General features: G+C 68.3%; 26 protein-coding genes and 1 pseudogene. 18 read left to right on the forward strand and 9 right to left on the reverse strand.

What is annotated here, in order from left to right:
* The first annotated feature begins 14 nt into the window (after positions 1–14).
* Genes NBRGI_RS20995 through NBRGI_RS21015 form a run of 5 tightly spaced genes read left to right on the forward strand, consistent with a single transcriptional unit; the run spans position 15 to position 4,796 of the window.
* Positions 15–1,079, forward strand: coding sequence for an acyl-CoA dehydrogenase family protein (locus NBRGI_RS20995; RefSeq protein WP_029898894.1), 1,065 nt, complete (start codon positions 15–17; stop codon positions 1,077–1,079).
* Positions 1,064–2,233 carry an acyl-CoA dehydrogenase family protein gene (locus NBRGI_RS21000; RefSeq protein ID WP_029898896.1) on the forward strand — a complete coding sequence of 390 codons (1,170 nt, stop codon included), beginning with the start codon at positions 1,064–1,066 and terminating at the stop codon, positions 2,231–2,233. The genes NBRGI_RS20995 and NBRGI_RS21000 overlap by 16 nt, the downstream gene beginning before the upstream one ends.
* Before the next feature lie 33 nt (positions 2,234–2,266).
* The gene (locus tag NBRGI_RS21005; protein ID WP_029898898.1) at positions 2,267–3,205 is read left to right on the forward strand and encodes a bifunctional MaoC family dehydratase N-terminal/OB-fold nucleic acid binding domain-containing protein; all 939 of its coding nucleotides are present in this window, start codon (positions 2,267–2,269) and stop codon (positions 3,203–3,205) included.
* Positions 3,202–3,618 (forward strand): MaoC family dehydratase, encoded by a 417-nt coding sequence (locus NBRGI_RS21010; protein ID WP_029898900.1) that lies wholly within the window; start codon positions 3,202–3,204, stop codon positions 3,616–3,618. Before NBRGI_RS21005 ends, NBRGI_RS21010 begins: the two co-directional genes overlap by 4 nt.
* Positions 3,618–4,796 carry a lipid-transfer protein gene (locus tag NBRGI_RS21015; protein ID WP_029898902.1) on the forward strand — a complete coding sequence of 393 codons (1,179 nt, stop codon included), beginning with the start codon at positions 3,618–3,620 and terminating at the stop codon, positions 4,794–4,796. The genes NBRGI_RS21010 and NBRGI_RS21015 overlap by 1 nt, the downstream gene beginning before the upstream one ends.
* A gap of 7 nt (positions 4,797–4,803) precedes the next feature.
* Here NBRGI_RS21015 and NBRGI_RS21020 read toward each other — a convergent pair whose 3' ends face one another.
* Positions 4,804–5,937, reverse strand: coding sequence for an agmatine deiminase family protein (locus tag NBRGI_RS21020; protein ID WP_029898904.1), 1,134 nt, complete (start codon positions 5,935–5,937; stop codon positions 4,804–4,806).
* 94 nt (positions 5,938–6,031) lie between these two features.
* Here NBRGI_RS21020 and NBRGI_RS21025 point away from each other — a divergent pair, with 94 nt between their 5' ends.
* Together NBRGI_RS21025 and NBRGI_RS21030 are read left to right on the forward strand one after the other, a co-directional pair.
* Positions 6,032–6,613, forward strand: coding sequence for a TetR/AcrR family transcriptional regulator (locus NBRGI_RS21025; protein WP_029898906.1), 582 nt, complete (start codon positions 6,032–6,034; stop codon positions 6,611–6,613).
* Positions 6,610–7,158, forward strand: a complete 549-nt coding sequence (locus tag NBRGI_RS21030) for an NUDIX hydrolase (RefSeq protein ID WP_235211036.1) — start codon at positions 6,610–6,612, stop codon at positions 7,156–7,158. The genes NBRGI_RS21025 and NBRGI_RS21030 overlap by 4 nt, the downstream gene beginning before the upstream one ends.
* A gap of 30 nt (positions 7,159–7,188) precedes the next feature.
* Here NBRGI_RS21030 and NBRGI_RS21035 read toward each other — a convergent pair whose 3' ends face one another.
* Positions 7,189–7,785: a TetR/AcrR family transcriptional regulator gene (locus NBRGI_RS21035; protein ID WP_029898910.1), complete on the reverse strand. Its 597-nt coding sequence runs from the start codon at positions 7,783–7,785 to the stop codon at positions 7,189–7,191.
* On the opposite strand from NBRGI_RS21035, the gene zapE reads away from it, so the two are divergent.
* From zapE to NBRGI_RS21065, 6 genes are all read left to right on the forward strand, one after another.
* On the forward strand, positions 7,784–8,842 hold the full coding sequence (gene zapE, locus NBRGI_RS21040) for a cell division protein ZapE (RefSeq protein WP_235211037.1): 1,059 nt from the start codon (positions 7,784–7,786) through the stop codon (positions 8,840–8,842). The two genes, NBRGI_RS21035 and zapE, sit on opposite strands and share 2 nt — an antisense overlap.
* Before the next feature lie 179 nt (positions 8,843–9,021).
* Entirely contained in the window at positions 9,022–9,936 is a 915-nt protein-coding gene (locus NBRGI_RS21045) for a DUF4129 domain-containing protein (RefSeq protein ID WP_029898914.1), read from the forward strand.
* A 25-nt stretch (positions 9,937–9,961) separates the two neighbouring features.
* Complete coding sequence (locus NBRGI_RS21050) at positions 9,962–10,450, forward strand: hypothetical protein (RefSeq protein ID WP_029898916.1); 489 nt, start codon at positions 9,962–9,964, stop codon at positions 10,448–10,450.
* A 29-nt stretch (positions 10,451–10,479) separates the two neighbouring features.
* Positions 10,480–11,442, forward strand: a complete 963-nt coding sequence (locus NBRGI_RS21055; protein WP_029898918.1) for an AAA family ATPase — start codon at positions 10,480–10,482, stop codon at positions 11,440–11,442.
* Positions 11,439–12,713: a DUF58 domain-containing protein gene (locus NBRGI_RS21060; protein ID WP_029898920.1), complete on the forward strand. Its 1,275-nt coding sequence runs from the start codon at positions 11,439–11,441 to the stop codon at positions 12,711–12,713. The genes NBRGI_RS21055 and NBRGI_RS21060 overlap by 4 nt, the downstream gene beginning before the upstream one ends.
* Positions 12,710–13,156 (forward strand): hypothetical protein, encoded by a 447-nt coding sequence (locus tag NBRGI_RS21065; RefSeq protein WP_029898922.1) that lies wholly within the window; start codon positions 12,710–12,712, stop codon positions 13,154–13,156. The genes NBRGI_RS21060 and NBRGI_RS21065 overlap by 4 nt, the downstream gene beginning before the upstream one ends.
* A 39-nt stretch (positions 13,157–13,195) precedes the next feature.
* Here the strand turns inward: NBRGI_RS21065 and NBRGI_RS21070 are convergent, their stop codons facing one another.
* Both NBRGI_RS21070 and kstD read right to left on the reverse strand, forming a co-directional pair.
* Positions 13,196–14,059 carry a MaoC/PaaZ C-terminal domain-containing protein gene (locus tag NBRGI_RS21070; RefSeq protein ID WP_029898924.1) on the reverse strand — a complete coding sequence of 288 codons (864 nt, stop codon included), beginning with the start codon at positions 14,057–14,059 and terminating at the stop codon, positions 13,196–13,198.
* Between the two features lie 29 nt (positions 14,060–14,088).
* Positions 14,089–15,798, reverse strand: a complete 1,710-nt coding sequence (gene kstD / locus NBRGI_RS21075; protein ID WP_036560153.1) for a 3-oxosteroid 1-dehydrogenase — start codon at positions 15,796–15,798, stop codon at positions 14,089–14,091.
* 107 nt (positions 15,799–15,905) lie between these two features.
* Between kstD and NBRGI_RS21080 the strand changes: the two genes are divergently transcribed.
* From NBRGI_RS21080 to dmpG, 4 genes are read left to right on the forward strand one after another with little or no spacing between them, the layout of a single operon-like run.
* Entirely contained in the window at positions 15,906–17,531 is a 1,626-nt protein-coding gene (locus tag NBRGI_RS21080) for an FAD-binding protein (RefSeq protein WP_029898927.1), read from the forward strand.
* Between the two features lies 1 nt (position 17,532).
* The gene (locus tag NBRGI_RS21085; RefSeq protein WP_029898929.1) at positions 17,533–18,318 is read left to right on the forward strand and encodes a 2-keto-4-pentenoate hydratase; all 786 of its coding nucleotides are present in this window, start codon (positions 17,533–17,535) and stop codon (positions 18,316–18,318) included.
* A 10-nt stretch (positions 18,319–18,328) separates the two neighbouring features.
* Positions 18,329–19,240 (forward strand): acetaldehyde dehydrogenase (acetylating), encoded by a 912-nt coding sequence (locus NBRGI_RS21090; protein WP_029898931.1) that lies wholly within the window; start codon positions 18,329–18,331, stop codon positions 19,238–19,240.
* An 11-nt stretch (positions 19,241–19,251) separates the two neighbouring features.
* Positions 19,252–20,289, forward strand: coding sequence for a 4-hydroxy-2-oxovalerate aldolase (dmpG, locus tag NBRGI_RS21095; protein ID WP_029898933.1), 1,038 nt, complete (start codon positions 19,252–19,254; stop codon positions 20,287–20,289).
* On the opposite strand, the gene NBRGI_RS21100 is transcribed toward dmpG, so the two are convergent.
* The 4 genes from NBRGI_RS21100 to NBRGI_RS21120 all read right to left on the reverse strand — a co-directional run bounded on the left by NBRGI_RS21100 (position 20,232) and on the right by NBRGI_RS21120 (position 22,133).
* Positions 20,232–20,705 (reverse strand): YdeI/OmpD-associated family protein, encoded by a 474-nt coding sequence (locus NBRGI_RS21100; RefSeq protein WP_200882202.1) that lies wholly within the window; start codon positions 20,703–20,705, stop codon positions 20,232–20,234. The two genes, dmpG and NBRGI_RS21100, sit on opposite strands and share 58 nt — an antisense overlap.
* Before the next feature lie 398 nt (positions 20,706–21,103).
* Positions 21,104–21,481, reverse strand: a complete 378-nt coding sequence (locus NBRGI_RS21110; RefSeq protein ID WP_029898939.1) for a DUF5615 family PIN-like protein — start codon at positions 21,479–21,481, stop codon at positions 21,104–21,106.
* Positions 21,478–21,711 (reverse strand): DUF433 domain-containing protein, encoded by a 234-nt coding sequence (locus NBRGI_RS21115; RefSeq protein ID WP_029898941.1) that lies wholly within the window; start codon positions 21,709–21,711, stop codon positions 21,478–21,480. The genes NBRGI_RS21110 and NBRGI_RS21115 overlap by 4 nt, the downstream gene beginning before the upstream one ends.
* A 92-nt stretch (positions 21,712–21,803) precedes the next feature.
* Entirely contained in the window at positions 21,804–22,133 is a 330-nt protein-coding gene (locus NBRGI_RS21120; RefSeq protein ID WP_235211038.1) for a MarR family winged helix-turn-helix transcriptional regulator, read from the reverse strand.
* On the opposite strand from NBRGI_RS21120, the pseudogene NBRGI_RS46515 reads away from it, so the two are divergent.
* A pseudogene (locus NBRGI_RS46515) lies at positions 22,033–22,587 on the forward strand (SDR family NAD(P)-dependent oxidoreductase); the annotation flags it as partial. The gene NBRGI_RS21120 and the pseudogene NBRGI_RS46515 overlap by 101 nt on opposite strands.
* A 189-nt stretch (positions 22,588–22,776) precedes the next feature.
* Here the strand turns inward: NBRGI_RS46515 and hsaB are convergent.
* Positions 22,777–23,370 carry a 3-hydroxy-9,10-secoandrosta-1,3,5(10)-triene-9,17-dione monooxygenase reductase subunit gene (gene hsaB, locus NBRGI_RS21130; protein ID WP_081878177.1) on the reverse strand — a complete coding sequence of 198 codons (594 nt, stop codon included), beginning with the start codon at positions 23,368–23,370 and terminating at the stop codon, positions 22,777–22,779.
* Positions 23,371–23,376: the final 6 nt, after the last annotated feature.

The raw sequence follows: 23,376 nt of genomic DNA on the forward strand, positions 1-23,376 counted from the left end.
AACTGGAGTAAAGCGTGGACTTCACCAGGGACGAAGGTCAGGACGCGGTGGCCGAGGTCGTCGTGAGTTTATTGGAGCGCGAACCGGCCCGGGATATCGCGTTGTGGCCGAGTCTGGTCGAGAGCGGGCTGCTTTCGGTGGCGCTGCCGGAGCGGTTCGGCGGCGACGGCATGGGCCTGCCCGAGGTATCGGTGCTGCTCACCGAGCTCGCGACCGACGCGGTCGCGGTGCCCGCCCTGCCGACGCTGGGTTTCGGCGTGCTGCCGCTGCTGTCGCTGCTGCCCGACGCGCTCGCCGAGCGAGTGTTCACCGAGGTGGCGCAGGGTGCGGTGCTCACCGCGGCGCTCAGTGAGCCCGCCGCGCCGTTCGCGGTCAAGCCGGAGACGGCGGCGGTCGTCGAGGGCGGTTCGGTGCGGATCACCGGTCACAAGATCGCCGTGCCCTACGCGGAGCAGGCGCGCTGGCTGCTGATTCCGACCAATTCCGGTATCGCCCTTGTCGATTCGGCGGCCAAGGGGGTGATCCGGGTGCCGTCGCCGGTATCGGGCGGGATTCCCGAGTGCACCGTGCGGCTCGATCGCGTGGAGATCCCGGCGGAACAGCTGTTGCCCGGCGGTCTCGCGCAGCTGCACCGCCTGGCCGTCGCCTCGATCGGCGCCGTCGCGGACGGGCTGCTGAAGGGCGCGCTCGTGCTCACCGCCGAACATCTACGCACCCGGCGGCAATTCGGCAGGCCGCTGGCCGAATTCCAGGCCGTCGCCCAGCAGATCGCCGACCTCTACGTCGTGTCGCGCACCCTGCATGTGGCCGCGGTATCGGCGAATTGGGCTCTGGCGCAGGATGATTCCAGCCCCGAGCATCAGGAGCGGATCGACGACGATCTCGACGTGCTCGCCTACAGCGTGGCCGCGGATCTGCCCGCCGCCATGCAGAAGTGTCATCACCTGCACGGCGGGCTCGGCGTGGACATCACCCACCCGATGCACCGCTACTACTCACAAGCCAAGGACATCGCTCGCTGGCTCGGCGGCGCATCGTTCCGACTAGATCGATTGGGGGCCAGATGTTCATCGACCTGACCACCGAGCAACGCCGGCTGCGCGACGAATTGCGTTCGTACTTCGCCGATCTCGTCACACCCGAGGAAGAGGCGGCGATGTCGGTGAACCGGCACGGCGACGCTTATCGCGCGGTGGTACGCCGGATGGGCCGGGACGGCTGGCTCGGTGTCGGCTGGCCCAAACAGTACGGCGGGCAGGGTTTCGGCCCGCTCGAACAGCAGATCTTCTACAACGAGGCGGTGCGCGCGGATGTGCCGCTGCCGCTGGTCACGCTGCTGACCGTGGGCCCGACCCTGCAGCAGTTCGGCACCGAGGCGCAGAAGAGCCAGTTCCTGCCCGGAATCCTTTCCGGCGACATCCATTTCGCGATCGGATATTCCGAGCCCGAGGCGGGCACCGACCTGGCCTCGCTGCGCACCGCCGCGGTGCGCGACGACTCGGGCGACTGGATCGTCAACGGGCAGAAAATCTTCACCACCGGCGCGCACGAGGCCGACTACATCTGGCTGGCCTGCCGTACCGGCTCGGTCGAGTCGCGGCACCGCGGCATCACCATCCTGATCGCGGACACCACCGATCCCGGCTATTCGTGGACGCCCATCATCACCTGCGACGGCGCGCACCACACCAACGCCACCTATTTCGACGACGTCCGGGTGCCGGCCGACATGCTGGTCGGCGCGGAGAACAAGGGCTGGCGGTTGATCACGACGCAGCTCAACCACGAACGCGTCGGCCTCGGCCCCTCCGGCAAGATCGAGCAGCTCTATGACCGGGTGCGCGCCTGGGCGCAGCCGCGCGGGGTGCTCGGCGAGACCGAGGTGCGCCGGTCGCTGGGCCGCATCCGCGCCATGGTCCGGTTGAACGAGCTGTTGAACTGGCAGGTGGCCGCGACCTCGGCCAGTGCCGACCCCGACCCCAACGGCGTGATCGCGGACGCCTCGGCGACCAAGGTCTTCTCCACCGAGTCGTTGCAGGAGGCCGGTCGGCTCGCCGAGGAGATCGTCGGGCGCTACGGCGATCCGGCCGACGCGGGTACCGCGGAGCTGCTCACCTGGCTGGACCGGCGGACCAAGCAGAACCTGGTGGTGACCTTCGGCGGCGGTGTCAACGAGGTGATGCGCGAGTTGGTCGCCACCGCCGGGCTGAACCTGCCGCGAGTACCCAGATAGCCATAGCCACAGCTAGTCGAGAAGGAGCCGCGCGTGCCGGAAACCACCAGTCCGGAAGCGATAGTCGCCGCAGCCGAACGGATCAAGGCGGAGGGGGATTGCGCGCGCCGCCTCGCGCGCGACCCGGTGAACCAGCCGATGATCAACAACTGGGTCGAGGCGCTCGGCGACACCAACCCGATCTACGTGGACGAGGCCGCGGCCAAGGCGGCGGGCCATCCCGGCATCGTCGCCCCGCCGGCCATGTCGCAGGTGTGGACGATGTTCGGGCTCAACGGATTCCGGCCCGCCGACGATCCGATGGGCAAGGCCGTCGAACTGCTCGACGCGGCCGGTTTCACCTCCGTGGTCGCCACCGACTGCCAGCAGACCTACCACCGGTACCTCAACGTGGGCGAGCAGGTGAGCGCGACCAGCCGGCTCTCCGATATCCGCGGTCCCAAACGCACCGCACTGGGCGAGGGCTGGTTCGTCACCTTCCTGACCAGCTGGCACGTCGGTGACGAGCTGGTCGCCGAAATGCTTTTCCGGCTGCTGAAATTCGCGCCGGGCACCGGTGCCGCGGCGCAGGCCCCGGCCGGCGAGCGGGTCAAACCGCTGGTCTCCTGGGATACCGAATTCTTCTGGGAGGGAACGAAAGCAGGCGAGCTGCGGATTCAGCAGCTGCCCGACGGTTCGCTGCGGCATCCGCCGATCCCGGCCCTGTGGAAGGACAAGTCGGAGCAGACCGACTACGTGATCGCCTCGGGCGAGGGCACCGTTTTCAGTTATGTCGTGCACCACGCGCCGAAAGTGCCGGGCCGGCAACTGCCGTTCGTGGTCGCGCTGGTCGAATTGGCGGAAGGAGTGCGGATGCTCGGCGAACTGCGCGGCATCGAGCCCGATGCGGTCGAGGTCGGGTTGCCCGTCCGGGTCGAGTTCGAGCGGCTCGACGAGGACACCACGTTGCCGGTCTGGCAGGTGATCGCATGACGACGACCGCCGAACCGACCTCGGTAGCGGTCGGCACCGTGCTGCCCGAGCTGGTGATCGAGGCCGATCCCACGTTCGTGATCAGTACTGCCTTGGCTACCAGGGACTTTCAGGATGTCCACCACGACAGGGACAAGGCCGTCGCCCGCGGTTCCAAGGACATCTTCGTCAACATCCTCACCGACACCGGCATCGTGCAGCGCTTCGTCACCGACTGGGCCGGACCGCGCGCGGTGCTGAAGTCGATCTCGCTGCGCCTCGGGGTGCCGCTGTACGCGGGGGACACGCTGACCCTGTCCGGCGCGGTCTCCGCTCTGGACGGCGATGACATCCATATCGACGTGGTGGGCCGGGACAGCCTCGGCGACCACGTGACGGCGAAAGTCGTCATCGCCTACCGGAGGACGGCCTGATGACCGAAACGAGCATCGCCGGGCGCGCGGCCATCGTCGGCATCGGCGCCACCGACTTCTCCAAGGACTCCGGGCGCAGCGAACTGCGCCTGGCCGCCGAGGCGGTCGACGCCGCGCTGGCCGACGCCGGTCTCACGCCCGGTGACGTCGACGGTCTGACCACCTTCACCATGGACACCAACACCCAGGCCGCGGTCGCCAGGGCAGTCGGCATCCCGCAGCTGAAGTTCTTCAGCCACATCGGTTACGGCGGCGGCGCGGCCTGTGCCACCATCCAGCAGGCGGCGATGGCGGTGGCCACCGGCATCGCCGATGTGGTGGTGGCCTATCGCGCCTTCAACGAGCGGTCGGTCTCCCGGTTCGGTCAGTTCTCCACCGCGCTCGCGACCGCACCGACCTCCTCGGGCATCGACGCGGGCTGGTCCTATCCGCAGGGCCTGGGCACGCCCGCGGCGCAGGTGGCCATGGTGGCCCGGCGCTACATGCACGTATACGGCGCCACCAGTGCGGATTTCGGCCGGGTCGCAGTGGCCGATCGCAAGCATGCCGCGGTGAATCCGGCCGCGTTCTTCTACGGCAAGCCGATTTCCCTGGAGGACCACCAGAATTCGCGGTGGATCGCCGAGCCGCTGCACCTGCTCGACTGCTGTCAGGAGTCCGACGGCGGGGTGGCGATCGTGGTGACCAGCGTCGAACGCGCCCGCGACCTACCGCAGCGACCCGCGGTGATCGCCGCCGCCGCACAGGGTTGCGGTGCCGACCAGTACGTCATGACGAGCTATTACCGCGACGCCATGGACGGCCTGCCGGAAATGGGTCTGGTCGGCGACCAGCTCTGGGCGCAGAGTGGATTGCGGCCAGCGGACATGCAGGCCGCGATCCTCTACGACCACTTCACCCCGTTCGTGCTCATGCAATTGGAGGAGCTCGGGTTCTGCGGGCGCGGCGAGGCCAAGGATTTCATCGCCGACGGCGCCATCGAGGTCGGTGGCAGGCTGCCGCTGAACACCCACGGTGGCCAGCTCGGCGAGGCCTACATCCACGGCATGAACGGTATCGCCGAGGCGGTCCGCCAGATTCGCGGCACCTCGGTGAACCCGGTGGACGACCTGACGAACATCCTGGTCACCGCCGGTACCGGCGTGCCGACGTCGGGATTGGTGCTCAGCGCCAACTGATCTCGCGTCAGTGCTCCGGCTTGCCGGGCTGATCGTGGGTGGAGCAGTGGATGCCGCCGCCGCCCGCGGCGATCTCGTCGATCGGCACCGCGACGACGTCGCGGCCCGGCAGGTGATCGCGCAGGATGCCCTGGGCGCGGTCGTCGGCGGCGCGGTCGCCGAACTCGGGCAGGAACACCGCGCCGTTGGCGATGTAGAAGTTCGCGTAGCTGGACACGAATTCCTCGCCCTGGCCGGTGATCCGGTCGGGGTCGGGCTGGGGCAGGTCGATCACCTCGAGCTTGCGTCCGCGCGCGTCGGTCGCCTCCGCCAGCACGCGCCGGGCCTGATCGCTGGAGCGTGACCAGGAATCGGCGGGTGCGCCGGGGAAAGGCTTGTCCAGCAAGACGACTCCCGGCGCGATGTAGCGGACCAGGCAGTCGACGTGCGCGTCGGTGATGTCCTCGCCGCGGACCCCCTCGAACCAGATCACCTTCTCGATGCCGAGGGTCTGCTTCAGTTCCGCCTCGAGCTGGTCGCGGCTCTTGCCCGGGTTGCGGTTGTCGTTGACGATCGAACTCTCGGTGACCAGCAGCGTGCCCTGGCCGTCGGTCTCCAGCGCGCCGCCCTCGGCGACGAACGGCGCCGAGTAGCTCGGAATGTGGTAGCGCGACAGCAGGTTCTGGCCGAGCGGTCCGTCGTTGGGATGCGGCTGCTTGTTGCCCCAGCCGTTGAAGTGCAGGTCGACGCCGACGGCCTGGCCCGCCTGTTCGACGAAGACCGGGACGGTGTCGCGGGCCCACAGGTCGTCGACCTCGAGCGCGATCACCTCGACGCCGCTGCCGCACTGCTTTTGCGCGTCTTTCACCTGGCCGGCCCTGGCCAGCATGACCACGTACTCGTACTCGGCGATCTCGCGGGCCAGCCCGGCGATGTCCTTGCGCACGTCGCCGAGATAGTTCCCCCAGATCGCGGCCTGCGCGGGCCAGGACATGTAGGTGCGAGCGTGGCTCTCCCATTCGGCGCCGAAACGGCCACCGGGCCCGGCGGCCGTCGGAGTCGGCGTCGCGGTCGCGGACGGCTCCGACGAGCCGCACGCCGACATGCCCGCGGCGAGCAGGCCCGCCCCCGCGAGGACGCTGAACACAGAACGGCGAGACATGGGGTTCTCCATAACGGGCTCCGATAGTCGGTAGATCTCTGGACGAGAATCCTGACTAAAATTTTAGTCAGGAATGGACTGTACCATTGACCCCATGTCTCGTCGTGATTCGATCTTGGAGTCGGCCGCCCGCGTGGTCGCGCAGCGCGGTATCCGTGGCCTGCGGGTGGAGGAGCTGGCCGAGGCGGCCGGCGTCTCCACCTCGCTGATCTACTACCACTTCAAGGACAGAGCGGGCCTGCTCGCGCAGACCCTGGACTTCATCAGCACCCGCGCCGAGCGCTACACCGATGCCGAGATCGATGCCGACGCGGATCCGATCGGTCACCTCGAACAGGTGTTGCTGCTGGAATTGCAGGACCTGCCGGTGGTGGTGGAGAACAGCATCGCGTGGGGCGAATACTGCTCCACCGCCATCTTCCAGCCCGAGCTGCGCGATCAGCTCCGCGCGGCCACAGCACGCTGGAACGGCTATGTGAGCGAGGTGATCGGCACGGCCCAGGAGCGCGGTCTCGTCGCTGCCGAGGTGATTCCCGGCGATGTGGCCGAACGGCTCACCGCGCTGATCGAGGGGCTCAGCATGCGCTGGCTGAGCGGTTCGCTCGAGCTCGCGCGCGCCCGCGAATTGGTCTGCGGCGCCATCACTGTCGAACTCGGCCGGATCGGGGTCGCGTGAACACCCGGCATCTCGTCGACGCACACGTCCTGCTCATCCGGGACGGCCGACTGCTGCTCAGCAAGCGGCGGGGCGCCGACGAATTCGACGGCCGCTGGCATCTCCCGGCGGGCAAGGTCGAGGTGGGCGAGTCGGCGACCGCCGCGGCGGTCCGCGAGGCGAACGAGGAGATCGGTGTCCACATCGACCCGGCCGACCTGCGCCACGTCCACACCGCGCACGTCGTCGGCAGCGGTCACGAGCCCCGACTCGGCCTCTTCTTCGAGGTCCGGACCTGGCGCGGAGAGCCGGCCAACCGCGAGCCGGACAAATGCTACGAACTGCGCTGGTTCCCCCTCGACGACCTCCCCGCCGACATCATCGCCTATCCCACCGCGGGCATCAGCGCCCTGAGCACCGGTGCCACCTACAGTGAGCGCGGGTGGAATGCCGAGGCGAAGAACCTTTCGGCCCGGCTCAGCCTTTCGGAGACCGGCGCTGCGATCGAGCTCGACCCGGCCGCCGCGCCGGATCGCCCTGGATCCGCCGCTTTCGACGAAATGTGAAGCCCTGCGGGGCAATCGCTTCGGTCGCGCTCAGCGTTGCTCGGCACCGACTCCGCGGAAGAAGGCCGTCAGCAGCGCGGTCAGTTGGCCGACGCTGTGGGCGGTTCCGGGCGTGAGATCGGCGCGCGTGCCCGCGAATCGGTCGAAGAGCGCGCCTTCGAGAACGGCGATGAAGTCGGCGGCCGCGGTCTCGGGGGCGGACACGCCCATGGCGTCGAACAGGTCTCGCGCGCGCTCGACGGAAAAGAGGCTGCGCGCCAGTCGTGCGCGCAGGTCGGCATCCGGCAGCAGCTCGATAATCAGGGCGTGCCGGACAATCAGGTGATTGCGTCGTTCGGCGAGTAGCCGGTCGAGCCAGGCGGCGGTGGCGGCCGCGACGGACCCGGGCAGCGGCGATCCGGGTGGTGCGAGCTGTGCGGTGGTGAAGTCCGCCCGGGATCGGGTCGTGATCCGCTCCACGATCGCTTCGATGAGTGCGCGTTTTGTCCGGTAGTAATACGAGCTCGACCCCGCGGGCAAGGCCAGCGCGGTATCGAGGGCACGGTGGGTGAGCGCTCGAATGCCTTGGGCGGCAATCAGATCGATGGCGGCATCGATGATCAGTGCGCGCCGATCGGGTGTGGACATGATCACCTTTCTGGTCTCGTCGAGTCCGATCCTCTACAAATGTAGAGGATCGGACTTTATCCTGGAGATCGGGGTTCTCATGTCGGCTATCGAAGCTGGGGCCGTCGTGCTCGACGCGGATCAGGCGCGGGTGGCGCAACGCCTGGCGGAGCTGGTGGACCGGCGCGGGCGGCCGGTGCGGCGGCACCGGGGAATCTATCTGCACGGCAGGCCGGGGCGCGGCAAGACGATGGTGATGGATCGTTTCTTCGCCGGGGTGACCTCGGAGCGTAAGCGCCGCTTCCACTTTCATCAGTTCTTCGCCCAGTTGCACGCGGCGGCGCACGCGTCCGGATCGATCGACAGGGCAGTCGCCGCGTTGCTCGGCGACGCCCGGCTGGTGTGTTTCGACGAATTCCATGTGCACGACATCGGCGACGCGATGCTCATCGCGCGGATGCTCGACGCGCTGTTCGCCCGCCACGTCGTGCTGGTGGTCACCTCGAACTATCCGCCCGCGCGGCTACTGCCCAATCCGCTGTTCCACGACCGGTTCCTGCCGACGATCGCCCGCATCACCGCGCACCTGGACGTGGTATCCCTGGACGGTCCGCTGGACTACCGCACCCGTGGACCTGCGGGCGGCCGTTCCGGTTTCGCGGCGGGTCGGTACCTGGTCGAGCGTGCCGCCCAGGAACCCGCGGCGGTGGCTTCGGTCGCGGTGCCGATCGGCGCGCGCACCATCCAGGCCAGGAAAGCCGATGGCGACGGCCTCGAGATCGAATTCACCGCGCTCTGCGGCACTCCCACCGCCGCCTCCGACTATGTCGCACTGGCGCAACGCTTTCGGCGCTGGACCATCGTGGATGTGCCCCGTTTGGCCGAGGTGCCGCCGGACTGGGCGATGCGTTTCGTCAATGTGGTCGATGTGCTCTACGACGCGGATCGAGAGCTCGGAATCGCCGCGCGGGTGCCTTTGCCGGAGTTGGTAGACGGTGTACACGACATCCCCGATATTTCCCGGCTCGCCAGCCGACTTTGTGAACTTTCCCAATTGGTAGCTTCTTCGGTCGGATAGTTGTGCAATGAACCGGAGACCTGCCCCTGAGCAGCGGGATTCATTGATAAAGAGGATCAATTCCGAAGTATTCGATTCCATCCCGAGCGGACCGCTCGGCATGTAACTATGTGGCTGTTTTGTGCAGTACTCAGGTTTGGTGGTAATCAGTGGCCGGGGCGCGATCGCCGATATTGCGCGTGATCGTTCTGATCACGCTGCTGGCGTTTGCCGCGTTCGCGTTACGGGGATACATCCCAGGGGTGGCCGAAACCCGCGACCAGCCCGCGCCGCCCTCGGCGCTGTCGGTGGCCCTGATGCCGGTGCTGCTCACCGTCTCCATGGTCATCCTGCTCGCGGGCGTGATAGCGAGCCAGCATCGGCTGCCGCTGGCCATGCCCGAACCCGACCGCGACGCCGACCGGCCGCGCGGCGGTCTCGGCCGGGGCGGGCTGTTGGTGCTGGCCGGTCTCGCCGTCCTGGCCATGCTCCTCTCGGCCGCCTCGGCGATCTTCTTCGCGGGCGTCGGCGGCGATGACAGCGCGCCACCCAGCCCTGCCGAGGCCCCGAACCCCGGCCGGCCGCCGGACGAATTCGCCACCAGCGCACCCGATCCCGGGGCCACACCCGCGGAACTGACCGGCACCGCGTTCCTGCTCACCGCCGTCGCGGCGATCGCACTGGTCGTCGTCGCCCTGGCCGGGCTCGTCGTGGTCACCATCGCGTCGCGGCGTCGGCCCGCGCCCGCGCCGCCGCCGCTGGTCGTCGTGCCGCCCACCGCGGTGGACTCGCTGGCCCGGGCCGCCGAAATGGGTTTGGCCGCAATGAATGTGCCGGGCCAGGACCCGCGGACCGCGATCATCGCCTGCTACGTCGCGATGGAACGCGGCCTCGCCTTCGATCGCGCTGCCGCACCGCTGGTTTCGGATACGCCGATGGAGGTGCTCGCCCGCGCGTTCGAGCGCGGCGCGCTGCACGACGCCTCGGCCCGGGAATTGGTCGCCCTGTTCGAGGAGGCCAGATTCAGCCCGCACGCGATGCTCGAATGGCAGCGGATGCGGGCGGAACAGCTGCTGCGGATCGTCCTCGCGGATCTGCAAGGCGAACCAGCATGAGAGAGCGGGAGGCAGTTTGAATCGAATGGCCGTTGTCCTGGGCGCCGCGGTGGTGATCGCCGTGATCGAGCTGGTGACCTTCGAGAAGGCGCGCGGCATCATGTTGTTCGCCGTCGCGATCCCGGTCGCGCTCGCGTTGGCCTGGCTGGTCTGGTCGCTGCTCGACCGCGGCGAGCAGCGCACCTTCGACGAGATCGACGAGATCGAGAACGGTCCCGCCGAGATGCTGCGCCGCTGGCATGCCAGGGCGCAGATGCTCGCCGACCGCGCCGAGGGCACCCGCGCCGACTGGGACCGGCACCTGCGGCCGTTGCTGGCCAAGGAGTTCGAGCTGTCCAGCGGGCAGCGGGTGGCGAAGAACCGCCGCGCCACCGAGGCCGCCGGGATCCATCTGTTCGGACCCGAGCTGTGGCGCTGGGTGGACCCGGCCAACTCGGCATTGCGTGATCAGACCACAAGGGCACCGGGCCGGGCGGCACTGGACGAGATCCTGAGCCGCCTGCAGAGAATGTGAAATGGGTTGAGGCAAGTGCGGGTACACAGATGACAATGCCGATGGATGTCACGGTCCAGCGCAGCGACGCCGTGCTCAGAGAGATCTCCCGGGTGGTGGTGGGCAAACGGGACGAGATGCAGCTGATCCTGATCGCGGTGCTGGCCGGCGGCCACGTGCTGATCGAGGATCTGCCCGGCCTGGGTAAGACGCTGATCGCCAGATCGTTCGCCGCCGCGCTCGGCCTGCAGTTCACCCGGGTGCAGTTCACCCCGGACCTGCTCCCCGCGGACCTGCTCGGTTCGACGATCTACGACATGAACTCCGGCCGCTTCACCTTCCGGCGCGGTCCGGTGTTCACCAATGTGCTGCTCGCCGACGAGATCAACCGCACGCCGCCGAAGACCCAAGCCGCGCTGCTGGAGTCGATGGCCGAGGGCCAGGTCAGCATCGATGGCGAAACCTTCCCGCTGCCACAGCCTTTCATCGTGCTGGCGACCGACAACCCGATCGAGTACGAGGGCACCTACCCGTTGCCGGAGGCGCAACTCGACCGGTTCGCGATCCAGTTGCGACTCGGCTATCTCTCCGAACACGACGAGACGCAGATGATCCGGCGCAGGCTCGAGCGCGGTGCGACCACGCCGCAGGTCGGACAGGTGGTGGACGCGAACGGGCTGCTGGAGATGCGGCAATCCGTCGAGTACGTGACGGTGCACCCGGATGTGGTGAGTTACGTGGTGGCGCTGGCCGCGGCCACCCGCGGCCATCCCCAAGTCGAGGTCGGGGCGAGTCCGCGCGCGGAGCTCGATCTGGTGCAGATGTCGCGGGCCAGGGCGCTGCTGCTCGGCCGCGACTACGTGATCCCGGAAGACGTGAAGGCACTGGCGATTCCGGCGATGGCGCATCGGATCACGTTGCGGCCTGAGATGTGGGTGCGCCGCATCCGGGGCGAGGACGTGATCACCGAGCTGTTACGCCGCCTCCCGGTTCCCCGCGCGACCGTGACATGAGACATCGCGACGCCAGCACCGCGGTCGAGGCCGAATTGCGGTGGCGCCCGGCACCGCTGGTCTTCATGCTCGCGGTGTGCGCCGCCGTGGCGCTGGTGCTCGCGGTGGTGCTCGGCCGCTGGCAGCTGGTCGTTTTCGCGGCGCCACTGCTCGGGGTGCTCGCCACCGCGCCGTGGCAGCAGTCGAGCACCAGGATCCAGGTCGACGGCGGCGGCACGCTGCGCTGCTTCGAATCCGAAGAGGTGGTGCTCACCGTCGCCGCCTTCGTCGAGCAGGGACACGCGCTGTTGCGCCTGACCCCGGCGCAGACCGACGCGCTCGGCATCGAGGTCGAACAGTCCAGCGATTCCGGCGCCGCACCCGCCGGGCTGCGGCTGGCCCTGTCCGCGGACCGCTGGGGCCGCTACCCGGTGTCGGTGCGGGTGTCCGCGCTGAGCCCGGCCGGTCTCGCGGTGGCCACCGCGGTGCTGCCCGCCGGGCAGCTGTTCGTCTACCCGATCACCGACCCGCAGCGGATGCGGTTGCCGCGCACCGAACTTCCCGAGCGCCTCGGCACCCATCTGACCCGCCGGTTCGGCCCCGGCGTCGAGTACGCCGACATCCGGGCGTACGCGCCCGGTGATCAGTTGCGCATCGTGAACTGGCCGGTGAGCGCCCGGCGCGGCCGGCTCTACGTCACCGAGCGGCTGACCAACCGTTCCGCGGATGTCGTTGTGCTGGTGGACACCTCGCAGCAGGCGCCGGGTCCGGCGACCGATTCGCTCGAACTGTCGGTGCGGGGTGCGGCGCAGGTGGTGCAGTCGACCCTGCAGGCCGGTGACCGTACCGCCGTGGTGTGCCTCGGGCAGGCGCCGCGCTGGTTGCGTCCCGATATCGGGCGCAGGCAGTTCTATCGCGTCGTGGACACTGTGCTCGGCGTCGGCGAGGAACATATCCCGACCACCGGCACGCTGGCGCCGCACGCGGCCGTGCCGCTGGGCGCCATCGTGGTCGCCTTCTCCACGCTGCTGGACACCCAGTTCGCGCTCGCGCTGATCGACCTGCGTAAGCGCGGGCACGTGGTGGTGGTCGTGGATGTCTTGCGCGGCACGCCGTTTCGCGACGATCTCGACCCCACGCTGGCCAAGATGTGGCAGTTGGAGCGGGCCTCGATGTATCGCGACATGGGCACCGTCGGCGTCGATATCGTGGCCTGGCCGGCCGACACCCGGCTCGATCAGATCATGCGGGTGCTCCCGGAGCACCGCCGTACCGTGCGAGTGCGCCGATGACCCGATTCCTCGCCGTGCTGTCCGGCGTCCTGTTGGTCACCTCGGTGGCGCTATTGGAACCGTGGGCCGCCGGGCCCGCCCTCGTGCTGGTGGCGCTCGGCTGGTGGTTCCGTCCGTTCGCCGTGGCGGCCGTGCTGGTGGCGGTCGGCGTGCTCGTGGTCGCCGATCCCGGCGTACTGGCCGCGGCGGCAATGGGTCTGGTGGCCACCGCCTACCTGTTGAACGCGGCGACCGTCACCGCGCCGCACGGCGTGGTGCCGACCACGGTGCCCTCGGTGGCGGGTGCGGTCGGCTTCGCCGCAGTGGCCGTCGGCGCGGCACTGGTGCCGGTCCGAGTGCCGTGGGCCCCGCTCGCCGCACCGGTGCTGGTGATCCTGCTCTACGCCATGATCGTGCAGGGCGCGGCGATCCGCCGGGCGCGCACCCGGCCGCGCACATCCTGAGTCCCGCACCCGGCGACCGAGTGCGGGAATCGGATCCGCTCAGCCGCGGAAGCGCAGCCGCACATCGCTGAGCACGGGTGCGTCGTCGCGTTCGACCACTGTTGCGGCGATGATCAATTCGTTGTCCTGCCGCCAGATCCGCGTGCGGATCGTCTCACCCGGGTAGAGCACGCCGGCGAAGCGGGCACGGAATCCGGTGACGCGCTCGGCCGCCGCGCCGAGCACGGTGTCGGTGGCCGTCTTGCAGACGATGCCGTAGGTGCACAGGCCGTGCAGGATCGGCGCGGGAAACCCGGCGGCGCGGGCGAATTCGGGATCGGAGTGCAGCGGGTTGCGGTCACCGCACATCCGGTAGAGCAGCGCCTGCTGCGGCAGGGTCGGGGCGGCCACCTCGAAATCCGGTGCCGTCTCGGGCAGTTCGGCTTTCGTGCTCGGTCCGCGCTCGCCGCCGAAGCCCCCTTCGCCCTTGGCGAAGATCGACGAGCGCGCGGTCCACAGCGGCTCGCCGTCGGAGCCGATCACCAACTGCTCCTGCACCACCACGGCGGCCGAACCCTTGTCCCAGAGTTCGGTGATCCGCCCCTTGCTGGTGGCCTTGCCCGCCGCGGGGATGGGCCGGTGCAGTTCCACCTCCTGGTGGCCGTGCACCACCTTCGCCAGATCGATGTCGATGCCGGGGAAGCTGACCCGCGGCGGTTCGGTCTCGTGCAGGGTCGGCGCGACGGTCGCGAAGGTCGCCAGCACCTGGGGCGCGCGGTCGTCGAGGTAGCGCAGCTCGGCCGGATCGGTCCATCGGGTACCCGCGCCGAGGCCGAGCTGGTACAGCTGCACGTCGGACGGAGTCCAGGCGAACTCGCGGCTCGGAAGTTCAGCTCCGAGAGCGATTTTCGGATCGATGGGCATCAATTCTCCTCGTGGATCAGCGACACGGATTACGCTTCGGCGCCGGTCTGCGCGGGCTGCTCGGACTTCTTCCGCACGATATCGAGCACGGCCAGGTAGCCGTAGGTGATGGCGGGGCCGATGGTCGCGCCGGGCCCGGCATAGGTGTGGCCCATCACCGGCGTCGAGGAGTTGCCCGAGGCGTACAGTCCGGCGATCGCGGTCCCGTCCTCGCGCAGCACCCGGCCCGCGGTATCGGCGACCAGGCCGCCCTTGGTGCCCAGGTCACCCGGCACGATCTTGGCGGCGTAGAACGGGCCCTGCACCAGGGCGGCCAGGCACGGATTCGGCTTCACGGTCGGATCGCCGTAGTAGCGGTCGTAGTGACTGTCGCCGCGGCCGAAATCGGCGTCCTTGCCGGTCTCGGCGAAGGTGTTGAACCGGGCGACGGTCGCCGCGAGATCGGCTGCGGGCACGCCGATCTCGGTGGCCAGTTCCTCGATCGTGTCCGCCTTGACGATGTTGTCGTTCTCCATCCAGCGGGACGGAAACCGTTGGCCGGGCTGCAATCCGGCGAAGATGTAGCGGTTGCGGTAGCGCTGGTCGAAGACCAGCCAGGCCGGAATGTTCGCGCCCGGCCCGTCGCCCTGGCCGTACTCCCCGCCGTACATGGTGTGCACAGCCTCGACATACGGCGCGGACTCGTTGCCGAAACGCTTGCCCGCACTGTTGACCATGATGGTGCCCGGCAGGTTCCGTTCGGCCAGCGCGAACCACGGCCGTCCGCCCTTGAAGATGGTCGGACCCCACCAGGCGTCCTCCATGAAGCCGACATCGCCGCCCGCGGCCATGCCCGCGAGGATGCCGTCGCCGGTATTGGCGGCCGCGCCGGTGGTCCATTCCGTGGTGATCGGCTGACGCTGGTACTTGGTGCGCAGCTCGGCGTTGTGCTCGAAACCGCCGGTGCCGAGCACCACGCCGTAGCGCGCCCCGATGGTCACCGGTTTGCCCTCGTGTTCGGCCTCGACGCCGGTGACCACGCCGTCGCGGACCACGAGCCCCGTCAGCGGGGTGTTCAGCAGCACCGGCACCTGCGCGTCGAGCAGGCCTTTGCGCATGGCGGCGATGATCGCCTGGCCCATGCCGAGGATGTGCTTACCGGTGAACTTGGCCCAGTAGGTGCGCGCACCGACCCGCATGGCGCGCATCATGCCCTTCGGGTGCCTGCGGATCAGGTTCAGCCGGACGAAGTCGGCCTGCATGACGACCACGTTCAGCGGCGCCTTGGCATACGGCGGTTCCAGATTGGCCAGTTCCGCGCCGAGCACCTTGGCATTGAACGGCGCGGGCTCGCAGGAGCGGCCCTCGCCGAGCCCGCCCGGCGCCTCCGGGTAGTAGTCGGAGTAGCCCGGCACCCACTTCATCTTCAGCGGGGTGTGGTCGAGGACGAAGTCGAAGGCTTCCGCACCGCGATCGATATAGGTATCGATCCGCTCTTTCGGCACCACGTTCCCGATGATGCTGTGCAGGTAGGTGCGGGCCACCTCGCGGTCGTCGGGCCGGCCGGACGCGAGCAGCGCCTTGTTGCCGGGGATCCAGACGCCACCGCCGGAGCGCGCGGTCGACCCACCGTAGTGCGCGGCCTTCTCGATGAGCACCACGCTCAGCCCGTGGTGGGCGGCGGTCAGGGCGGCGGTCATCCCCGCGGCGCCACTGCCGACCACGACCACGTCGTATTCCCGATCAATCATGTAGAACACGTTATAGAGTGTGGCTGCCGTTGGTCTATATTTATGTGGCAGAAGACCCACTCGGCGTCCGATATGTCGAGGAAACTCGTTTCAGTTTTAAGGCCGGAGTGAAGTACATGGGGTTCGATTGGGACCTGGTTGCCGACGTGGTGGTGGTCGGCTTCGGCGCGGCAGGCGCCGCGGCCGCGCTGGAAGCGGCCGCCGACGGTGCGCAGGTGCTCGCGCTGGAACGTTTCGCGGGCGGCGGCGCCTCGGCATTGTCCGGCGGCATCATCTATGCCGGCGGCGGAACGTCGGTGCAGCGGGAGGCCGGTGTCACCGATACGCCGGAGGCGATGCTCGCGTATCTGGAGCGCGAGGTCGGCGCCGCGGTGACCCCGCAGACCCTGCGCCGGTTCGTGGCGGAGAGCCCGGCGATGATCGAGTGGTTGCGCGGGCATGGCGTTCCGTTCGAGGCGTCGCTGTGCCCGTACAAGACGTCCTACCCGAACGACAGCTACTACCTGTACTACTCGGGCAGTGAGATCTCCGGTGCGTTCCGGGATATCCCGGCGGCGCAGCGCGGGCATCGAGTCAAGGGCAAGGGTACCTCTGGTAAGCAGTTGACGGGACCGCTCTCGGCGGCCGCGTCCCGGCTCGGCGTCCGGGTCGAAACCCTGACGCAGGCAACGCGACTGATCGTCGACGACGCGGGCACGGTGCTCGGCGTGGAATGCCGCACGCTGCGCGACGCGCCCGGCCGGGTGCGCGAACGGTACACCCGGATGGCCAAGGTCGCCGCCAAGCCGGGCATCTACTATCCGCCGCTGCGTGCCGCGCTGGAACGGCAGCTGAGTCGGCTGGATCGCCGGTACGGCAGCACGATTCGCGTGCTCGCCCGGCGCGGTGTGGTGCTCAGCGCGGGCGGGTTCATCGCGAACCGGGCGATGGTGCGCGAATACGCGCCCGCGTATCGCGGCGGACTCGCGCTCGGCACCACCGGTGACGACGGCAGCGGCATCCTGCTCGCACAGCAGGCGGGCGCGGCCACCGATCGGATGGGCAACGTCTCCGCGTGGCGATTCCTCTTGCCGCCCAGCGCTTTCACTGGTGCCCTGCTGGTCGACGCGGCCGGTCGCCGGGTGATCGACGAGACGAGGTACGGCGCCGCGGTGGGGCAGGCGCTGATCGCCCACCACGACGGCAAGGGCTGGCTGCTCGCCGACGACGCGCTGATGCGGACCGCGATCGCCCAGATCGGCAAGCAGGGCGCCTGGTTCCAGCGTGGGCAGTTCGAGGCGATGCGGCGCAGCGCGATTCGCGGTGCGACGCTGGAAGCCGTTGCCGCGAAAGCGGGCATCGACCCGGCGGGCCTGCGCGCCACGGTGGCCGCGCACAACGCCGCGATCGAACTCGGTACCCCCGATCCGGTCGGCAAGCCCGCCGAATTCACCGAACCGGTCCGAACCGGTCCGTACTGGTTGTTGGATGTGGGCATCAAACCCAGCCTGACCAATCCGTGCCCGATGCTCACCCTCGGCGGCGTCGTCGTGGACGAGCACACCGGCGCGGTCAAATCGACTGCCGGAATGGATATTCCGGGCCTCTACGCGGCCGGGCGGACCGCGGTCGGCATCTGCTCGGAGTCCTATGTCAGCGGATTGTCGCTGGCCGACTGCATTTTCTCCGGACGACGGGCCGGCCGGTCCGCGGCAGGCGTGCACGTCCCGGTGTCCGATCAAGCAACAGCGGAAGGAAACTAGCGTGCTGTCCGACGCGGTACGAACCGAACTCGCCGACGAACTCGAGCGCGCCGAACGCGACCGGGTGCCGATCGACCCGCTGGTCAGCCGGTACCCGGACATCGACGTGGTCGATGCCTACGAGATCCAGCTGATCAATATCCGGCGCCGGCTCGACACGGGCGCCCGGGTGGTCGGTCACAAGGTCGGCCTCTCGTCCGAGGCGATGCAGCAGATGATGGGCGTCGACGAACCCGACTACGGTCACCTGCTCGCGGAAATGGAAGTCTACGAAGACGTTCCGGTCGAGGCGGGGCGCTACCTGTTCCCCCGGGTCGAGGTCGAGGTCGGTTTCGTGCTCGGCGCCGATCTGCCCGGCGCGGACTGCACCGAGGCCGATGTGCTCGCCGCGACAGTCGCTTTCGCCCCGGCCATCGAGCTGATCGACTCGCGGATCAAGGACTGGAACATCGGGTTGATGGACACCATCTCCGACAACGCGTCCTCCGCCGGATACGTGCTCGGCCCGCAACGCGTGGCCCCGAAGGACATCGACATCAAGGCCATCGACGCGGTGCTCACCCGCAACGGCGAGACGGTGGCCGAGGGACGCAGCGATGCCGTGCTCGGCGATCCGGTGATCGCCGTGGCCTGGCTGGCCCGCAAGGTGGCGAGCTTCGGGGTGCGGCTGAAAGCGGGCGATATCGTGCTGCCCGGCTCCTGCACCCGCGCCATCGACGCCCGGCCGGGCGACGCATTCCATGCCGAGTTCGCCGGGCTCGGTTCTGTCCGTTTGCAATTCATTTAGGAGGCCTGTGGTGTCCGAGACTGGGACCGTCACCGCCGCGATCGTCGGGTCCGGCAACATCAGTACCGATCTGCTCTACAAACTGCTGCGCTCGACCACCATCGAGCCGCGGTGGATGATCGGGATCGACCCGGACAGTGAGGGATTGAAGCGGGCCAGGGGGCTCGGCTTGGAGACCTCGGCCGAAGGCGTGGACTGGCTGCTCGGGCAGTCCGAACTGCCCGAGCTGATCTTCGAGGCCACCTCCGCGTACGTGCATCGCGCCGCCGCCCCGCGCTATGCCGAGGCCGGTATCCGCGCGGTCGATCTCACCCCGGCCGCCGTCGGTCCTGCCGTGGTGCCGCCGGTGAACCTCGGCGCGAATCTGGACGCGCCGAACGTCAACATGATCACCTGCGGCGGCCAGGCCACCATTCCGATCGTCGCGGCCGTCTCCCGGGTGGTGCCGGTGCCCTACGCCGAGATCGTCGCGTCCGTGTCCTCGGTGTCCGCGGGCCCCGGCACCCGGGCCAATATCGATGAGTTCACCAAGACCACCAGCCGCGGGGTCGAGACCATCGGCGGTGCGCAGCGCGGCAAGGCCATCATCATCCTGAACCCGGCCGAGCCGCCGATGATCATGCGCGACACCATCTTCTGCGCCATCCCCGAGGACGCCGACACCGACGCGATCACCGAGTCGATCCAGCGCATGGTCGCCGACATCCAGCAGTACGTGCCCGGGTACCGGCTGCTCAACGACCCCCAGTTCGATCCGCCGTCGGTGGTTTCCGGTGGGATGGCGAAGGTTTCGGTATTCGTCGAGGTCGAAGGCGCGGGCGACTTCCTGCCCCCGTACGCGGGCAACCTCGACATCATGACCGCCGCCGCGACCAGGGTCGGCGAGGTACTCGCCGGTCAAGTCCGCGCGGCCCGGGTGTAAGGAGCGAAAACATGGGCTACTCAGCAGAACTCGACATCCGCGTCACCGACACCTCGCTGCGCGATGGATCTCATCACAAGCGGCACCAGTTCACCGCCACCGAGGTGCGCGATATCGTCGCCGCCCTGGACGGCGCCGGCGTGCCGGTCATCGAGGTGACCCACGGCGACGGCCTCGGCGGCTCGTCGTTCAACTACGGCTTCTCCAAAACGCCGGAGCAGGAACTGATCACGATCGCCGCCGAGACGGCGAAGCAGGCCAAGATCGCGGTGCTGATGCTGCCCGGGGTCGGGGTCAAGGAAGACATCAAGATCTCCCAGGACAACGGTGCGTCGATCTGCCGGATCGCCACCCACTGCACCGAGGCCGACGTCTCCATTCAGCATTTCGGGCTGGCGCGCGAGCTCGGTCTGGAGACCGTCGGGTTCCTGATGATGTCGCATTCGCAGCCGCCAGAGGTGCTGGCCAAGCAGGCGCGCATCATGGCGGACGCGGGTTGCCAGTGTGTCTACGTCGTAGACTCGGCAGGTGCGCTGGTTTTGGACCAGGTCACCGACCGGGTGGCCGCCCTGGTCGCCGAACTCGGCGACGACGCGCAGGTGGGCTTCCACGGTCACGAGAATCTCGACCTCGCCGTCGCCAACTCGATCTACGCGATCCGCGCGGGCGCCACGCAGATCGACGGCAGTGCGCGGCGCTTCGGCGCGGGCGCGGGCAATACCCCGGTCGAAGCGCTGGTCGGGGTGTGCGACAAACTCGCCATCAGCACCGGCATCGACTTCTTCGCGATCGCCGACGCCGCCGAGGACGTGGTCCGGCCCGCCATGCCGCAGGAATGCCTGCTCGACCGCTCCTCGCTGATGATGGGCTACGCGGGCGTCTACTCCAGCTTCCTCAAGCATGCCGAGCGGCAGGCCGAACGCTACGGTGTCTCCGCCGCGGAGATGCTCGTGCGCGCCGGCAAGCGCAAACTGGTTGGTGGACAAGAAGATCAGCTGATCGACATCGCGCTGGAGTTGCAGCGGGAGCAGGCGGCGGTCTCTGTCTGATCGACACCTCCGGGCCGTGGTCGGTGCCAGTCACCGGCCGCGGCCCGCGGTCGTGCCGCTGCTGCCCAGCGTCCGTCCGCCTGTGCGGCCGCGATCGCCGCGAACCCCGCCGCCCGCATCCGCCCGGCGGCGATGAGCACACCCGCCTTGCCGACGTTGATCCGCGACCACGGACTCTTGGCGCGCCGCGGCGAATACCGCTGCAGGTAGTACTCGGCATCCAACGCCCGCCGATGACTATCGATCCACCCGAAACACAGTGCCCCGTCCAGGGCTTCGGTAATCGTGATCGTCGAGCCCGCCGCGCCCTTCTTGGCGATCTTCAGCCATACCTCCTGTGCCGCATCATGATTCGCGCTGAGCCAGTGTTCCCACTGTGCGCGGTCGGTGCAGGTGATGATCTCGGTGCTGGTCATAGCCTCATCTTCCGCAGATAAGTGCGCACCGAATGAGCACTTAAGAAATCAGCGCACGATTTTGATGCCGAAGTGGCCGCCGAGTGCGAAGCCGAGGGCGGAGTGCAGGTGGGCATACATCTCCTGACCGCGGGCCGCGACGAGGCCGCCGAGGTCGAGGATGTCGGTCCAGCCGTAGGCCTTCAGCAGGTCGGAGACGGCAGCTTTGGCGGCGTCGGATTCAAACCGGGACGATCTCGACCATGCTTTCCAGGCCCCGGAAATCGGCGCTGTTGCGGGTGAACAGCGGCAATCCGCGCGACGACGCGATGGCCGCGATCATCAGATCCATTCTGCGCGGGCGCGGACCGCGCTTGGTGGCGAGTGTGAGGGCGACCAGCGTCCCGTAGCGAGTGGGTTCAGCCGTTGTCGTCGGCGGGGCGATCAGAGTGCGCGATCAATCTGTCACGCCCTAGTTCTACGACAGCACTTTCGCGTAGCAAGCAGACGATCTGGTCCAGGTGATTGGTGAAAAGTTCGATGAGCGCAGCATTGGTGATGTTTCCCGTGGCAACGATCAGTAAGTGCTTCGGGCAGCGGTCGAGCAGGTGGCCGATCCAGAAATCGCGATCCTTCGTAATGACTACTCGCCCTTGGTGGTCAGCGACTCTGGCGATATCGGTGTCCGCCGTGCGGTCACCGCGCGCCAGCTCGGACGTGTGAACGACGTCGTGGCCCGCAGTCGACAGGAAGCTTGCCAGCCGTCGTGGCAGCTGGGCGTCGACGAGGAACTTCACGCCGCGTTGAACGGAATTGTTGTCCGCTGGGCCGTCACGATCGAAGCGTATTCGAGCACGGCAAGGATGTCGTCGATTTCCAGCTCGGGGTAGTCGGCAAGGACGTCGTCTGTGCTCATGCCGGACGCGAGGAGCTCGAGCAACATTTCGGCTGGGTACCGCAAACCGCGGACAACCGGCTTGCCGTGGCAGATGGCCGGGTCCGAAGTGATGCGGTCCAGTCGGGACATGCCAAGGAGTTTACCTGGGCGGCGATCCGAAGGCGGCCTGCTGGCGTGCAGGCTTATTAGTCGCTCGGCGATGACGCGGAGGTGTCCTTGAACTAGTGGTGGGGGCGGCTGTCGGCCAATGCGGTTGCTGAAGCGCGGAGGAGGGTGACCAGCTGGGCTCGGTCGGTGCGGGGGAGGCGGGTGCGCAGTTCTTGTTCGAAAGCGTCCTGGATATCGGACCGTATCGTTTGCCCCTGCTCGGTGATGACGACCCGGGTCACCCGGCGATCCGCGGAATCGGTTTGCCGAGACAGGAAGTCTCGCCGCTCCAGGCGGTCCACCATGCCGGTCGCATTGGTCTTGTCGCACCCCAGCGCACTCGCCAGCTCGCCGAATGAGGGCGGCTCGCCGTGGAGCTGGCACAGCAGTTCGGCCTGCTGCATCGTCAGGCCGAACCCTCGAGCGGGATCCCGCGGGATAGGGCGGGCCATCGCGGAGCGATTGGGTGCTGAGGGCGCCTCGGTCGTCGTCAACGGCCAGTCGAACCGATCCGCCGTAGAGCAGGTGGTCGACACGATCGAAAGAGCGGGCGGCCGCGGCTGCGCGCTACCGGCGGACGTGGCCGACCCGGCACAGCTGCGCAGGTTGTTCGACAGTGCCGAGGAGTGGCTCGGCGAAGTGGACGTGCTGGTGAACAACGTCGGCACGGCCAGATTCGCCGCGATCGCCGAGGCGAGCGACGAAGACTACGAGCTGATGTTCTCGATCAACACCAGGGCCACGTTCGTCGCGTTGCGTGAAGCAGCGAACCGTTTGCGGGACAACGGTCGGATCATCGTCGTCTCCTCCGGTGTGACGGCGACGCATCGTCCCGAATCCGGTCTCTACAGCGCGAGCAAGGCGGCGGCCGAGGAACTGGTCCGGGTCCTGGCGAAAGAACTCGGCGCCCGCGGCATCTGGCCTCCGAGGCGGGCGGCTGGATCACCGGTGAGACAGTCCACGCTGGTGGGGGACTGTTCTGAGGATTCGCCACGTGCTCCCGTGCCGTGTGTCACCTTGTCCGGCACGGGGTTTCGCGGGACGTCCTCACAGCCAGGTGTCGAGGGTGGTGGTGGTGAGGAAGTGTTCGAGGTCGGCGCGCCAGGGGGCAGGGGTGGTCTTGTCGGGTTCGATGGCGGTGTATTGGCCTCGGTAGAAGAGCAGGGGACGGCCGGTGGCGGTGGATTCGGAGAGTGCCTGTACGCGGCCGATGACGATGTAGTGGTCACCGCCGTCGACGACGCGGTCCACCGTGCATTCGATGGTGGCCAGGGCGTCGTCGAGGACGGGAAGGGCGCGCGCAGAGGCGTGCCAGGCGGCGCCGGCGAACTTGTCGGGTTCGCGGGAACCGAAGCGGGCGCACAGTTCTCGCTGCTCTTCGGCCAGGACGTTCACGCAGAAGCGGCCGGAGCGTTCGATGGCCGCCCAGGAGCGTGACGCCTTGGTGGGGCAGAACAGGACCAACGGCGGGTCCAGGGAGAGGGCGGCGAAGGATTGGCAGGCGAAACCGATCGGCGCGTCGGCTTCGTCGAAGGTGGTGATCACGGTGATGCCGGTGCAGAACTGCCCGAGCACATTCCGGAACTGCCTGCCGTCGATCTCGGGGTGGGCCGTGGTGTCGCGCACCTCGTGCTCACCCACCCCGCC

The sequence above is a fragment of the Nocardia brasiliensis IFM 10847 genome (assembly GCF_000710915.1).
Lineage (GTDB): Bacteria > Actinomycetota > Actinomycetes > Mycobacteriales > Mycobacteriaceae > Nocardia > Nocardia brasiliensis_A.